This window comes from Conchiformibius steedae, assembly GCF_014054725.1.
Lineage (GTDB): Bacteria > Pseudomonadota > Gammaproteobacteria > Burkholderiales > Neisseriaceae > Conchiformibius > Conchiformibius steedae.
The window spans coordinates 17,270-29,935 of record NZ_CP059563.1 but is presented as its reverse complement, the minus strand read 5'-3'; the positions used below and the strand labels follow the sequence as shown (position 1 = coordinate 29,935).

Genomic DNA, 12,666 nt, shown 5'->3' with positions numbered 1-12,666 from the left:
CGCCTCTGCCCGCTGTCCGTCCAACGGGATTGCCGAACTTTGCAAAGCTTCACGCAATACGCCTTTATGTAACCGCCGCTGTGCAAACGGTAACGTCTTGGCGCGTTTTCTTGACACAAACGCTACATAAAAAACAGGGTTATTCGGGCAAAACGGCTGGGGTAAAACCGTTTTGCCCGAATAACCCTAAAGCTACTCGGGGGGCGCGCTGGAAAAGGAGGAAAAAACCACCGCACCCAAAAGCCACATTCCGTCTGCTGCGTATGCCAAATACAACACTGATACACATTTTATACCTGTTCCTGCAGGATACAGGCTAGCACCTTGTGCGGAATGATGTTTTAATTCTGACGAAATTTGCCCGTGCATGCAATTTATTCTCAAAATTTTTACCATATTTTCTTACTATGCTTTGCGGGGGCGCAGCAGCGCACGTTCTGTGTTACCCTGATTGATTGTGCTGTGTCAATACTGAAGGAATACCGATGAAAATCAAATGTTGGCTTTTTTGTACCGTAATCGATAATTTTGGCGATATTGGCGTGTCGTGGCGTTTAGCTCGGGAGCTGACGCAGCGTTTGGGCTGGAGCGTGTATTTGTGGGTGGACAATGCGGCGGCATTGCGGGCAATTGTGCCGTCTTTGCCCGAAATTCTGCCTTTGCATCACGATGGTGTGTATTTACGCCATTGGCAGGAAGGGCAGTATGCCGATTTAAGCCATGTGCCGCCGCCCGATTTGGCGATTGAAGCCTTTGCCTGCCGTTTACCCGAAAGCGTACAAAAAATCATTATTGACAACAACGCCGTGTGCCTGAATTGGGAATACTTGAGCGCGGAAGATTGGGCTTTACGCACGCATTTGATGAAATCTTTACAAGCCAATCATTTGCAAAAGTATTTTTGGCAGATGGGTTTTGTACCCGAGAGCGGGGGGTTGTTGCGCGAAGAAAACTATGCCATGCGCCAACGCACGTTTGACCACGCCGATGAATTTGCCTTGCGCCGCCGTTTGGGTTTGCCTGACCGCAGTTCCGACAGCACCGATATTTTTGTGTTCAGTTACAAAACACCTTTATTGCCCATTTGGTGGCGTACGCTGATGCAAAGCGGACGCAATGTGCGTTGGTGGTTGGCAGGCGAACAATCAGCCGACAGTTTGCGCCAAAACGGGGCATTGCCTGACAACTGCTATATATTGCCGTTTGTGCCGCAGGCAGATTTTGACGAAGTATTGTGGTCGGCAGATATTTTGCTGGTGCGCGGCGAAGACAGCTTTGTACGGGCGCAATTGGCAGGCAAACCGATGTTGTGGCACACTTATCCGCAAGCGGAAGCGGCGCACCTGACCAAATCGGATGCGTTTTGGCGGCAGACGTATTATCCTGCCGCTTCTTTACCGGGCAAGCTGCAATCGGCGCATCATGTGTTGTCTAACGAATTAAACGGCGGTCGCCGCTTAAACGATACGGTACGCACGCAGGCTTTAATCACGCTGCTGGACTGGCAGGGGCATTGGCGGCAGTCGGCGCAGCAGTGGCAGGCGTTTTTGCACGGACAAAGCGATGCGGTGTCGCGTTTGGCGCAATGGTATGCGGCGCAGCAGCCTGCGCGTTACCGTTTGACGGGGTGAGTGTGGTCGGCGGTTTTTTCTATCATAAAATCAATAAAGCTGCGGATTTTAGCACTTAAAAAAGCACGGTCGGCATACACGGCATATAAAGGAATACGCATCAGCGTGTAATCAGGCAACAGCCGCACCAAGCCTTCCGCGCACCATTCGGGCAGAAAACCAATGCCGCAACCTGCCCCAATCAGTTTGGCGGTCATCATGGTATTGTCGCAGCGCAAGGCTTCGCACAACGCCAAAGTGCTGGCTTCACCCTGCGGCGGACGCAGCTTTACCCACGCCAAATCGGAATAAGACGGCACTACTGCGGGGTGTTTGGATAAAGCTTCGGGCGTGTCGGGCGTGCCGTAACGCGCCAGATAATCGGGCGCAGCGTATAAATAAAACGCAATTTCCCCCAAAGGACGCACAATCCATTCAGGCTCGGTGTGTACCGACACCCGCAATGCCACATCCAAACCTTCCGCCACCAAATCGCAACGGCGGTTGTCAAACGACAAATCCAACACCACTTCGGGATAACGTTGGCGGTATTCCGCCATCCACGCCGCGACACGGCGGTCGGCAAACCATTGCGGCATGGTCACGCGCAACCTGCCTTGCGGTTTGTCCAAACCCCCGCCCGCTTTTTGCGCCGCTGCCGCCAAAATTTCCAAAGCGTGTACACATTCGCGGTAATATTCCGCGCCCGTATCGGTTAAGCGCACATGACGGCTGTTGCGGTACAACAATTTTGCCGACAAAGTTTTTTCCAAATGCGCCACATGTTTGCTTGCCATTGCAGGCGAAATATCCAAACGCTGCGCCGCCCGTGAGAATCCGCCTGATTCCACCACCAAGCGAAACACCTTCATACTAAAAAGCGTGTCCATTATTTCCCAATAAGAAATGATTTATCAATAAAACGACCGTATATTAAACCACAAGAATCTTATATACTGTCCATTGTGATTAGTTCAATTCAATTTTAAGGAAAAACCATGCTTCACAACAACCCTTTGCAACGCTTCCAACCCATTTTGCTGGCACTGCTGCGCATTACCACTGCATATATGTTCTTCTTGCACGGTACAGCCAAACTGTTTGCCATGCCCCACATTGAAATGTTTGACAATATGCCGATGTTTTCATTGATGGGCGCGGCAGGTGTGCTGGAAGTGGTTGGCGGTATTTTGCTGATGATTGGTCTGTTTACCCGTCCTGTGGCATTTTTGCTGTCGGGCATGATGGCAGTAGCATATTTTATGATGCACGCCGCACAAGCCCCGCTGTTGCCGCTGATGAACGGTGGCGAACCCGCTGCATTATTCTGCTTTATTTTCTTGTATCTGTCGGCTGCCGGCGCGGGCGCGTGGGCTTTGGATAACCGCCTGTTTGCCGCAACCAAGTAATACCCTGCCTTGGTTTGTGCCGTTTCGGGTACAATCTGCGCCTGTTTCCTTTCATGGGAAACAGGCGTTTTTTATTGTTTATAGCTGATTAAAATTTCAACGATACCGCGTTGCCAACGCCCTGATGTACGATTCGTACACGGCGGGCGTTATCGCCTTGTCTCGTTTTTATTTTTATCAACTATCCTTACTTAATTAAAGGAATCATCATGAAAAAATGGCTTATCCTGCTCAAAACCCTGCTGCTGGCATTGTGCTTGTTGCGCCCCGCTTGGGCTGCAGATGTGCCTGCCGACACTTTTCTCTGGAAAATCAGCAAATCCGACACCCCCACCAGCTATCTGATTGGCACGGTACATAAAGGGAAAACAGGCAGTACGCTGTCGTCCCAATACCGCGATATTTTGGCACAAACCCCGCGTTTGGTGGTAGAAACCCAAATTGAACCTGAATTTTTTCAAACGCCTGCGGGTATGCTGCGGGTAATGCTGATGATGCAGTTGGCGCAGTCCGAGCAAACACTGGTGCAGTCTTTAGGCAAAGCCCGCCATGCCAAAGTGCAACGCGTCGTGCGCCGTTATGCTTCGCCCGACGAACGCGCCATGTTAAGCAGCAAGCAAAAATGGCAGCCGTGGTTTGTGTTGATGTCGCTGGAACAAATGATTGTTCCCAAAGGCTATGATGATGATTACGGGATTGACAGACTGCTGCTGAAAGCTGCCCGCGCCACAGGCAAAGACATTGACGAATTGGAAGGGATAGAAGTGTTGAAATATTACGCTGCCATTCCCGAAGACACGGTTTTGCGTGGCATTGATGCCACTTTACAGCATCAGCAAGAACAAATTGCCTTGTCGCAACATTTGTTTAAACTCTACCGCGAGCATCGCGCCACCGAATTGTGGGCAGAAGTGAAATCCGATAAATATTATGAAATGTTTGTCCCGCAAGACCGCGAAATTTGGAAAAACATGATGTTTAAGCAATTATTAAAAGAAAGAAATACCCAGTGGATGCCAAAGTTGGAAAAATTATTGAGTGAGCGTGCCAACACGGTGGCAGTGGGTGCGGCGCATCTGTTTGGCGAACACGGTTTGATTGCTTTGTTACGCCAACAGGGTTATACGGTAGAACCGATTATGCTGAAAAAACGCAAAACCAATATTCCATCTTGAAAGGCTGAATATGTCTGAAATCGCGCTGCTGCCCGACCATTTAATCAACCAAATCGCGGCAGGGGAAATGGTGGAACGTCCCGCCAATGCTTTAAAAGAATTGTTGGAAAACAGCTTGGATGCGGGGGCTAATCAGATTACGGTGGAATTGGGCGGCGGCGGCGTCCGCCTGATACGGGTGCGCGACAACGGCGCGGGCATCGCCGCTGCCGAACTGCCCTTGGCACTGTCGCGCCACGCCACCAGCAAAATCCGTTCGCTGGCGGATTTGGAAGCAGTGTCCAGCTTGGGTTTTCGCGGGGAAGGTTTGGCAAGCATTGCTTCGGTGTCGCGGCTAACGCTAACCAGCCGCCGCGCCGATGATGCCCACGCCGCCGAAATCCGCGCCGAAGACGGTAATTTGGGTGCAGTATCGCCCGCGTCCCACCCTGTCGGCAGCACCGTAAGCGTGGCAGAACTGTTTTTCAACACCCCCGCACGGCGCAAATTTTTAAAATCGGAAGCCACCGAATACGCCCATTGCGCCAATGTGTTGGCACGTTTGGCATTGGCGCATCCGCAAGTGGCGTTTGCCCTGTCGCACAATGGCAAAGAGATTTTTAATTATCCCGTTCAAACCGCACAAGCGCGTATGCAAGCCGTTTTGGGCGAAGCCTTTTCCGCAGCGGCTTTGGCGGTGGACGAACAGGCGGGCGAATTGCACCTGCACGGCATGATAGCCAAACCCACTTTTGCCAAAGGGCGTAGCGACAATCAGTTTTTCTTTGTCAATAAACGCTTTGTGCGCGATAAAGTGATGTTGCACGCGCTTAAACAGGCGTACCGTGATGTTTTGCATCAGCAGTTTTCGCCTGCTTTTGCGCTGTTTTTGGAACTGCCGCCCAATCAGGTAGATGCCAATGTGCATCCCACCAAAACCGAAGTGCGTTTTAGCGACAGCCAAGCTGTGCATCAGCTGGTGTTTCACAGCATTAACAAAGTATTGGCAGACACCCGCGCCGACCGTACCGACAGCGTATCTACTTTGTTTCTGCCTGAAACGTCTGCCCCCGCCACACCTGCCGCACCCGCCAAAAGTGCGCCTGCCGCCTATTCCTATCAACAAGCACGCCCGCAACAGCGCGGTTTAAGCCTGAACGAAAGCCGCGCTGCCATGCGTACTTATGCCGAGCTGTACCGTTCCGCCCCGCCACCGCCGCCAGCAGACGACTTTACCCCTGCCGAAATCCCCTTTCCACCCGCCACACCCCAACCCCAAGCGATTACCGAATCCAATGAAAATGAATCAGCCGACCATTCTGCCCCGCCTTTAGGCTTTGCCATGGCGCAATTGTCGGGGATTTACATTTTGGCGCAAGCCGCAGACGGGTTGGTATTGGTGGACATGCATGCCGCCGCCGAACGCATTACCTACGAAAAACTCAAAAGCAAACACCGCGAACAAGGCAGTTTACCCATGCAAAAACTGCTGATTCCCATAGAGTTTACTGCTGAACGCAGCACCGTTGCCGCGCTGGACGAACACCGCCAAGCCCTACACGAGCTGGGTTTTGATATCCGTGCCAAAGGCGAACAAACTTTAGCCGTGTACGCCTTGCCCGCACTGCTGGCACACGCCGATGTTCCCGTATTGGCGCAAAAAGTTTTGCAGGAATTGGGCGCAGTCGGCACGAGTCAAGCCCTTGAAGCCTATGAAAACCGTATTTTCAGCACCATGGCGTGCCACGGTTCGGTACGCGCAGGGCGCAGGCTGACTTTGCCCGAAATGAACGCCCTGTTGCGCGATATGGAACGCACCCCGCGCAGCAACCAATGCAATCACGGTCGTCCCACATGGGTTAAACTGGGGCTGGACGATTTGGACAAACTGTTTTTGCGTGGTCAGTAAAAACTTTGAGGCTTGATGGATTGCGTATTGTATTGTATAAACCTTTAATCCAGTCTTTTTACCTCACCCTAGGAACAAACACATGGAACTGCATAAAGTTTACATCTGGGACAGCAAATACGGCATTCCCACCAATGATGAAGAAGCCCGCGCCATCGCGGCGAAGCTGGCAAACACCTTTGAAACCGAACCCAATCCGCGCATGGTGGCATTTGGCAAGAAAATGGAAGAATTTGTCCGTCCCGCATGGACATATTTTGAAGATGCCTCCGAATTAACCGCCATGTATCATGTTGCCCGCGATACCGAAAATTGCTTGGAGCGTATTTATTGTTTAGGCGACCTTCCCGATTCATATATAGCCAACAGTACTGGGATTGTTGCCCGTGCTGCTGCTGAAAACGGCTTGGTTGTCGCACGGGAATTTGAATATACGGTACAATTACTTTTACCTGACGGTACAGAATACTATGAAGGAAAAAAAAGCGATTGGCGGAACGATGCAGAAGAAACTGAAAAGCGTTGGCAGGAAACACTAGCAAAAGTCAGAAAGAGAACAGGCAAACTGCCTAAAGGATACGACGCCAGAAACACCTTCCTTTCCTTAATTATTCAGGAAAAAATCGGTAAGCCGCTTGATTTATTGTGCAATCAATATCATTACATACCAACCCGTATGAATTATTTTGATTCTTTTAGGAAGTTGCAAACAGAATTAGTAGATTCATTTATGTTTTCTACAGATATAGAAACTGGGAGTGAAAATTATTTCACAAGCTTGATTAGAATAAATTTTCATAAAGAATATAATGATTTAATTGACAGACTGATGCCGGCTGCTCAACCTAGTAATACCGATGAAGGTGCGGTTAGACAGATTGCATTAACTGATTTTTATGGGGTATCGGAGGAAGAAAACCCTAAAGTTCACGTTGGATATCATTCTCATAAAGCTGCAAATCATAAATGGAGCATATCCAGCCGTGAAGAAGCGGTTGTTTTGGCAGAAGCGGCGGCGGATATGTTGATGTATTACCTGCCCCATATCGGCACGGCAGAGGATTTTACCCGATTTGTGCAGGCACACCATGCAGGCGAAACCAACTTTGCCCGCTTAACCTTGCCCGATACCAATCCGAATAAGCGTAAATTTTATTTGGAGCAGCCTTAAATACCATGTTCAGACAGCTTGAAACCGCTTTTCAAGCTGTCTGAAAAACCATTTTTTATTTCAGGACGATTAAACGATGAGCAGCAACGGCATTTATGTGTGGGACATCAAATACGGTATTCCCGACAATATGGAAACAGCCTACCGCTTTGTGGCCGATTTGAACACCGTTCCCGAAACCGAACCCAATCCGCGCATGGCGGCATTCGGTCAAAAAATGGCGGAATTTGTCCGCCCTGCTTTAATGTATTATGACGGCGATTATGCTTTGGAAAATATCGGCGGCATTGCCTGTTCTACCGCCACCACCTTGGAACGGGTGTACTGCTTTGAAGCCAAGCCCGCCCTGCTGGATGAAGAAGTTTTTGTCTGCGCCATCATCCGTGCGGCCTGTGAAAACGGTTTGGCGGTATTGGAAAACGATTGGGACATCATGTTTTTGCCCGACGGCAGGCAAATTTCTTATCGGGGCGGACAAGGCGACTGGCGCAGCTATGTGGCACAAGGCGAAGCGGCGTGGCAGCAACTGCTTGAAGAAGCCGAGAAATAGCGCGTAGTTAAACCGTTACCGATTCGCGGTTTTCAATCAGGGCATGCAAACCTGCATCGCGCCATGCTGGGGCGTGGCGGGCGCACACATCGGCGCGGGCATAGGCGGCAACAGGCAGCGACACGCCTTGTTGCAGGGTGTGCAGCAGCGTTTGCGCGGCGGAATCGTTTTCCACACGCCACAGCAGGGCATCGGCATCTTGCGCTTGCTTAAATTCGGCAAGATTGCCAACGCTGCGCCAAACGGCGCGGGGCTGAACCGTAGCGGGCTGAGGGGCGTGAGCATCTAAAAGCAGGGCATCGTGTCCGCTGTGAAATAGGGACGGCGGTGCAATACGGTACGCGCCGTCTGTGCTGTAAAAACCGTGTTGCGGATTGCCTGAAAACGTTGCGGGAATCGCCAGCGCGTTCAGCAGCGCGGCATTGGCGGGCAACATCGGCGAGACCGCATACGCGCCCGCCCGTTGCCATGCCAATTGTTGTCCTTCACGCGGCGACACCGTGCCATACCAAGCATCGGCAGCAATACGGAAAAAATGCAAATGCACGGTGGCGTGTTCATAGGCGTGGATTTTTTGCAGCCACGGACGGGCGCGGGTAATGGTGATGCCCAATTCTTCTTCAAACTCGCGTTTGAGCGCGTCAAACAGGCTTTCACCTGCTTCTACTTTTCCACCCGCGAATTCCCAATAGCCTGCATAGGCTTTTCCTGCGGGACGTGATGTGAGTAGGATTTCACCTGCTGCGTTATACACCACGCCTGCTACGACTTGCACGGGCTTCATGCCTTGTCCTGATGAATAATGCGGGCAATCAAGGCATTGTCTTTGCCGTGCATATCGGGGATTTGCACTTGAATGCCGTTACCGGGGGCAATATCGGTGGAGATGCCTTTGCGCTGCATGGCAGTCAGTACGCGGATTTCGTTACCCTGCGGGTGGATAATTTCCAAGCTGTCACCCACGGCAAAACGGTTTTTCACATCTACAGTCGCCCAACCTTCTGAATTAACTGCCGATACTTGTCCGACAAACTGGCTTTGTTTTGCCAATGAATGTCCGTGCAAGTAGTTTTGGTAATCCTGCGTGTGGTGGCGTTCTAAAAAGCCTGATGTGTAACCACGGTTTGCCAAGCCTTCTAATTCGGCTAACAGGCTGTAATCAAAGGGTTTGCCTGCTACGGCATCGTCAATGGCGCGGCGGTAGCTTTGGGCGGTGCGGGCAACGTAGTAAACGGATTTGGTGCGTCCTTCCACTTTCAGGCTGTCCACGCCGATTTGGGCGAGTTTGGCAACTTGTTCAATGGCGCGTAAATCTTTGGAATTCATGATGTAAGTGCCGTGTTCGTCTTCCATAATCGGCATCAGTTCACCGGGGCGGTTGGCTTCTTCTATCAGGAAAACTTTGTCGGCGGCGGGGTGGCGGCGTTGTCCGTTAATGCCTTCAAAGGCGGCATCGGCTTCACTTTTGGCGCGGTGAAAATCAAATCCGTTTAAGGATTGCACATCGCCCATATCATCGGTTTGGGTGTCGTGTACTTTGTAATCCCAACGACAGGCGTTGGTGCACGTGCCTTGGTTGGGGTCGCGGTGGTTGAAATAGCCCGACAGCAGGCAACGCCCCGAATAGGCAATGCACAATGCGCCGTGTACAAACACTTCCAATTCAATATCGGGGCATTGCTGGCGGATTTCGGCGATTTCTTCCAAGCTTAATTCGCGTGACAGGATAATGCGTTCTACGCCCACGCTCTGCCAAAATTTTACGCCCCAATAGTTGGTGGTGTTTGCCTGTACCGACAGGTGTATCGGCATCTCTGGCCAACGCTCGCGCACCTGCATAATCAAACCGGGGTCTGCCATAATCAGGGCATCGGGGCGCATGGCAATCAGTGGTTCCATGTCGGCGATAAAGGTTTTGAGTTTGCTGTTGTGGGGCAGGGTATTGACGGTTAAAAAGAACTTTTTGCCACGCTGATGGGCTTCGTTAATGCCTTGTTCTAATACGGGCAGTTTGGCAAATTCGTTGTTGCGGGCGCGCAGGGAGTAGCGCGGGCTGCCTGCGTAAACGGCATCGGCGCCGTAATCAAAAGCGGTACGCATCCGTTCCAAGCCGCCTGCGGGCAGCAGCAGTTCGGGGGATTTCATGATGATTCCTTTAGTAAAATGGTTTTCAGGCAGCCCAAAAACCACGGGGCTGCCTGAATGGAAAAAACGCGCCGATTATGCGCTTTTTTGCAAAATGGGTCAATTTGCAGGCTATAATTGCCGCATGATGTTCAAAACCTTTTTCTTGTTTGTTGCCACCGCATTGGCGGAAATTATCGGTTGTTGGCTGCCGTATTTGTGGTTGCGCCAAGGCAAAAGCGCGTGGTTGTTGCTACCCGCAGCAGCGGCATTGTCACTGTTTGCATGGTTGCTGACTTTGCATCCTGCTGCCAGCGGGCGCGTATATGCCGCTTATGGCGGCGTGTATATTGCCACTGCCTTATTGTGGCTGCGTTTGGCAGACGGCGTGCGCCCCGCGTGGAACGACTGGCTCGGCGCGGCACTGTGTTTGTGTGGTGCTGCGCTTATCGCCTTGGGCAAACATTGATTAAGGCTGTTGTTGCGTTTCTTTGGCAGGTAAAGTATCCGCAGCATCGTCTGCCGTTTTTTCTGCCGCAGCATCCACATACATACCCGCCACCGCCGTATCCAAACCCTTCCATTTGCGCCAACCGTACATCACATAGCCCGACAAACTGTAAGCAAAGAAAAACGCAAATAACACCAAAGCAGGTTTCAATGCCAGCACCATAACCGCCAGCACCAGCAAAATCATGCCAAAAAACGGTACTTTGCGTTTAACATGAATTTCCTTAAAGCTCCAAAATGGAATCTGTGCCACCATCGACAAGCCCGCAAACAGCGTAATCAGCAACGCCCAAGCCCCGCTGCCGCCCAAACCGTCCACACTTTGGTCCAACCACACCAAACCCGCCATCAGTGCCGCCGCAGTTGGGCTGGGAATACCAATAAACCATTTTTTATCGATTTTACCGATAAGCGTATTAAACAAAGCCAAACGCAGCGCCGCACATGCACAATACACAAAAGCAATCCCATAACCCAGCTTGCCAAATTGATAAAGCTGCCAGTTATACACAATCAGCGCAGGCGCTACCCCAAAGCTCACCATATCCGCCAAACTGTCCAATTGCTCGCCAAACGCACTTTGGCTGTTGGTCCAACGCGCCACGCGCCCGTCCATACCGTCCAGCAGCATAGACACAAACACCGCCGCAGCTGCCGTACCAAAACGGTCGTGCATGGATTCGGTAATCGCATAAAACGCACAAAACAAAGCCGCAATGGTAAACGAATTAGGCAGTAAATAAATACTGTTTTGTTTCAGTGTGTTGATTTTATTGATGGCTTTCGGATGAGGCATAATCTTTTCCCCGTATTGGCAATAAGACGATAATAACACGGTTTGCGCGTATTTCGGGCATCTTATCAGGGTAGGGAATAAAAATCATAGGGTTAAAAATTGCCTGATGATTTTTCAAAAAATGGGTTTGAGTATTCAGCATAAAAACAGCCTGTTAAATAACAGGCTGTTTGGTTTGGGGAAAGGTAGTGGTTTATGTTTATTGTGCCCCAAGTTGCAGATAGGCGGGCAAGCCCAGTTTGGCAATCAGCTCTTGCTGGTTACCCAGCCAATCGGCATGCTCTTCGTTTTCGGTTTTTTGCTCTTCCAGCAATTGGCGGGAAACGTAATCTTCCTGCGCTTCGCACACGGCAATCGCTGCGGTTAACGCGGCGTGTTTTTCTTCTTCTTTTGCCAAATCGCAAGCAATGATTTCTTCTGCGCTTTCGCCAATCAGGATTTTACCCAGTTCTTGCAAATTGGGCAGACCTTCCAGCAGCAAAATGCGCTCAATCAGTGCATCAGCGGCTTTCATTTCTACAATAGACTGTTTGTAAAAACGCTGTCCTAGCTCTTCCAAGCCCCAGTTTTTCAAAATGCGGGCGTGCAGAAAATATTGGTTGATGGTTACCAGCAACAAACCCAAGTTTTTATTGAGTTCGCGGATAACGGCGCGGTCGCCTTGCATGGCTGTCCTCCTTAATGGCTGTGGGGTACGGCTTCACCGATTTGGCTTTGCAGGTAGTTTTGTTCGCCCAGCAAATCCATCAGACGCAGCTGTTGTTCCAGCCAATGCGCGTGGTCTTCTTCGGTGTCTTTCAGCTGTTCAACCAGCAATTGGCGGGTAACATAATCTTGTTTTTCCTCGCACAATTTAATGCCTTTTTTCAGATTGCCTTGTACTTCCAATTCGGTATCCAAATCCAGTTGCAGCATTTCGCGCACGGTTTTGCCTACTTTAATGGCTGCGGGTACGCAAATAGGCGTACCGCCCAAAGTCAAAATACGGCGGATAAAGCCTTCGGCGTGCAGGGTTTCGTCTTCCATTTCGTGACCGATGCGGGCAAACAGCTTGGTCAAGCCCCATTCGTCATACATACGTGAATGGATAAAATACTGGTCGCGTGCCGATAATTCATAAGCCAATAAAAAGTTCAAATAATCAATAATTTCTTTATCGCCTTGCATGGTGATGTCCTTCTGTAATGTGTTTTGCCAATCAATGTGGCGCATGATAGCGCGTTGCTTGCAAAAAAACAATTCCCTTTGAAATACAAACCATTATCAACATTAAAAACCGCAGCGGAACGGATTTGATAAGCATTCCGATTGGGATGTTTTTATAGTGAAATCATATCGGTATTTTGAGATTGATTGTTAATTGCTATTTAATCGGTGCGATAGTGTTTAAAATCTTTACCTTTCTTTATACTTTGCAGCGGTTTTTTGCAGCT

Annotated in this window: 13 protein-coding genes; 7 read left to right on the top strand and 6 right to left on the bottom strand. The window is 50.4% G+C overall.

Features of this window, described 5'->3' with window-relative positions; genetic code table 11:
- The first annotated feature begins 485 nt into the window (after nt 1-485).
- Complete coding sequence (gene earP, locus H3L98_RS00490) at nt 486-1,631, top strand: elongation factor P maturation arginine rhamnosyltransferase EarP (RefSeq protein WP_034333894.1); 1,146 nt, start codon at nt 486-488, stop codon at nt 1,629-1,631.
- Here the strand turns inward: earP and H3L98_RS00485 are convergent.
- On the bottom strand, nt 1,613-2,500 hold the full coding sequence (locus H3L98_RS00485; RefSeq protein ID WP_027022703.1) for a LysR family transcriptional regulator: 888 nt from the start codon (nt 2,498-2,500) through the stop codon (nt 1,613-1,615). The two genes, earP and H3L98_RS00485, sit on opposite strands and share 19 nt — an antisense overlap.
- A 108-nt stretch (nt 2,501-2,608) precedes the next feature.
- Between H3L98_RS00485 and H3L98_RS00480 the strand changes: the two genes are divergently transcribed.
- From H3L98_RS00480 to H3L98_RS00460, 5 genes are all read left to right on the top strand, one after another.
- Nucleotides 2,609-3,019 carry a DoxX family protein gene (locus tag H3L98_RS00480; protein ID WP_027022702.1) on the top strand — a complete coding sequence of 137 codons (411 nt, stop codon included), beginning with the start codon at nt 2,609-2,611 and terminating at the stop codon, nt 3,017-3,019.
- 209 nt (nt 3,020-3,228) lie between these two features.
- Nucleotides 3,229-4,194 carry a TraB/GumN family protein gene (locus tag H3L98_RS00475; RefSeq protein ID WP_027022701.1) on the top strand — a complete coding sequence of 322 codons (966 nt, stop codon included), beginning with the start codon at nt 3,229-3,231 and terminating at the stop codon, nt 4,192-4,194.
- A gap of 10 nt (nt 4,195-4,204) precedes the next feature.
- On the top strand, nt 4,205-6,082 hold the full coding sequence (mutL, locus tag H3L98_RS00470) for a DNA mismatch repair endonuclease MutL (RefSeq protein ID WP_027022700.1): 1,878 nt from the start codon (nt 4,205-4,207) through the stop codon (nt 6,080-6,082).
- Between the two features lie 82 nt (nt 6,083-6,164).
- Nucleotides 6,165-7,253, top strand: a complete 1,089-nt coding sequence (locus H3L98_RS00465; protein ID WP_027022699.1) for a hypothetical protein — start codon at nt 6,165-6,167, stop codon at nt 7,251-7,253.
- 76 nt (nt 7,254-7,329) lie between these two features.
- A complete protein-coding gene (locus H3L98_RS00460) occupies nt 7,330-7,803 on the top strand; it encodes a hypothetical protein (protein WP_027022698.1) in 474 nt (157 codons plus the stop codon).
- A gap of 7 nt (nt 7,804-7,810) precedes the next feature.
- Here the strand turns inward: H3L98_RS00460 and H3L98_RS00455 are convergent, their stop codons facing one another.
- Together H3L98_RS00455 and trhP are read right to left on the bottom strand one after the other, a co-directional pair.
- Nucleotides 7,811-8,587, bottom strand: a complete 777-nt coding sequence (locus tag H3L98_RS00455; protein ID WP_027022697.1) for an NUDIX domain-containing protein — start codon at nt 8,585-8,587, stop codon at nt 7,811-7,813.
- Complete coding sequence (gene trhP, locus H3L98_RS00450; RefSeq protein WP_027022696.1) at nt 8,584-9,948, bottom strand: prephenate-dependent tRNA uridine(34) hydroxylase TrhP; 1,365 nt, start codon at nt 9,946-9,948, stop codon at nt 8,584-8,586. Before trhP ends, H3L98_RS00455 begins: the two co-directional genes overlap by 4 nt.
- Nucleotides 9,949-10,075: 127 nt before the next feature.
- On the opposite strand from trhP, the gene H3L98_RS00445 reads away from it, so the two are divergent.
- On the top strand, nt 10,076-10,396 hold the full coding sequence (locus tag H3L98_RS00445) for a YnfA family protein (protein WP_027022695.1): 321 nt from the start codon (nt 10,076-10,078) through the stop codon (nt 10,394-10,396).
- Here H3L98_RS00445 and pssA read toward each other — a convergent pair whose 3' ends face one another.
- The 3 genes from pssA to bfr (H3L98_RS00430) form a co-directional block, all read right to left on the bottom strand.
- Complete coding sequence (gene pssA / locus H3L98_RS00440) at nt 10,397-11,233, bottom strand: CDP-diacylglycerol--serine O-phosphatidyltransferase (protein ID WP_051532156.1); 837 nt, start codon at nt 11,231-11,233, stop codon at nt 10,397-10,399.
- Between the two features lie 199 nt (nt 11,234-11,432).
- A complete protein-coding gene (gene bfr / locus H3L98_RS00435; RefSeq protein ID WP_027022694.1) occupies nt 11,433-11,900 on the bottom strand; it encodes a bacterioferritin in 468 nt (155 codons plus the stop codon).
- A gap of 11 nt (nt 11,901-11,911) precedes the next feature.
- The gene (bfr, locus tag H3L98_RS00430) at nt 11,912-12,400 is read right to left on the bottom strand and encodes a bacterioferritin (protein WP_027022693.1); all 489 of its coding nucleotides are present in this window, start codon (nt 12,398-12,400) and stop codon (nt 11,912-11,914) included.
- Nucleotides 12,401-12,666 lie beyond the last annotated feature (266 nt).

Bases quoted from the DNA above. Each gene is read 5' to 3' on its own strand.
- earP (WP_034333894.1), top strand. From the start codon at position 486: ATGAAAATCAAATGTTGGCTTTTTTGTACCGTAATCGATAATTTTGGC.
- H3L98_RS00485 (WP_027022703.1), bottom strand. From the start codon at position 2,500: ATGGACACGCTTTTTAGTATGAAGGTGTTTCGCTTGGTGGTGGAATCA.
- H3L98_RS00480 (WP_027022702.1), top strand. From the start codon at position 2,609: ATGCTTCACAACAACCCTTTGCAACGCTTCCAACCCATTTTGCTGGCA.
- H3L98_RS00475 (WP_027022701.1), top strand. From the start codon at position 3,229: ATGAAAAAATGGCTTATCCTGCTCAAAACCCTGCTGCTGGCATTGTGC.
- mutL (WP_027022700.1), top strand. From the start codon at position 4,205: ATGTCTGAAATCGCGCTGCTGCCCGACCATTTAATCAACCAAATCGCG.
- H3L98_RS00465 (WP_027022699.1), top strand. From the start codon at position 6,165: ATGGAACTGCATAAAGTTTACATCTGGGACAGCAAATACGGCATTCCC.
- H3L98_RS00460 (WP_027022698.1), top strand. From the start codon at position 7,330: ATGAGCAGCAACGGCATTTATGTGTGGGACATCAAATACGGTATTCCC.
- H3L98_RS00455 (WP_027022697.1), bottom strand. From the start codon at position 8,587: ATGAAGCCCGTGCAAGTCGTAGCAGGCGTGGTGTATAACGCAGCAGGT.
- trhP (WP_027022696.1), bottom strand. From the start codon at position 9,948: ATGAAATCCCCCGAACTGCTGCTGCCCGCAGGCGGCTTGGAACGGATG.
- H3L98_RS00445 (WP_027022695.1), top strand. From the start codon at position 10,076: ATGTTCAAAACCTTTTTCTTGTTTGTTGCCACCGCATTGGCGGAAATT.
- pssA (WP_051532156.1), bottom strand. From the start codon at position 11,233: ATGCCTCATCCGAAAGCCATCAATAAAATCAACACACTGAAACAAAAC.
- bfr (WP_027022694.1), bottom strand. From the start codon at position 11,900: ATGCAAGGCGACCGCGCCGTTATCCGCGAACTCAATAAAAACTTGGGT.
- bfr (WP_027022693.1), bottom strand. From the start codon at position 12,400: ATGCAAGGCGATAAAGAAATTATTGATTATTTGAACTTTTTATTGGCT.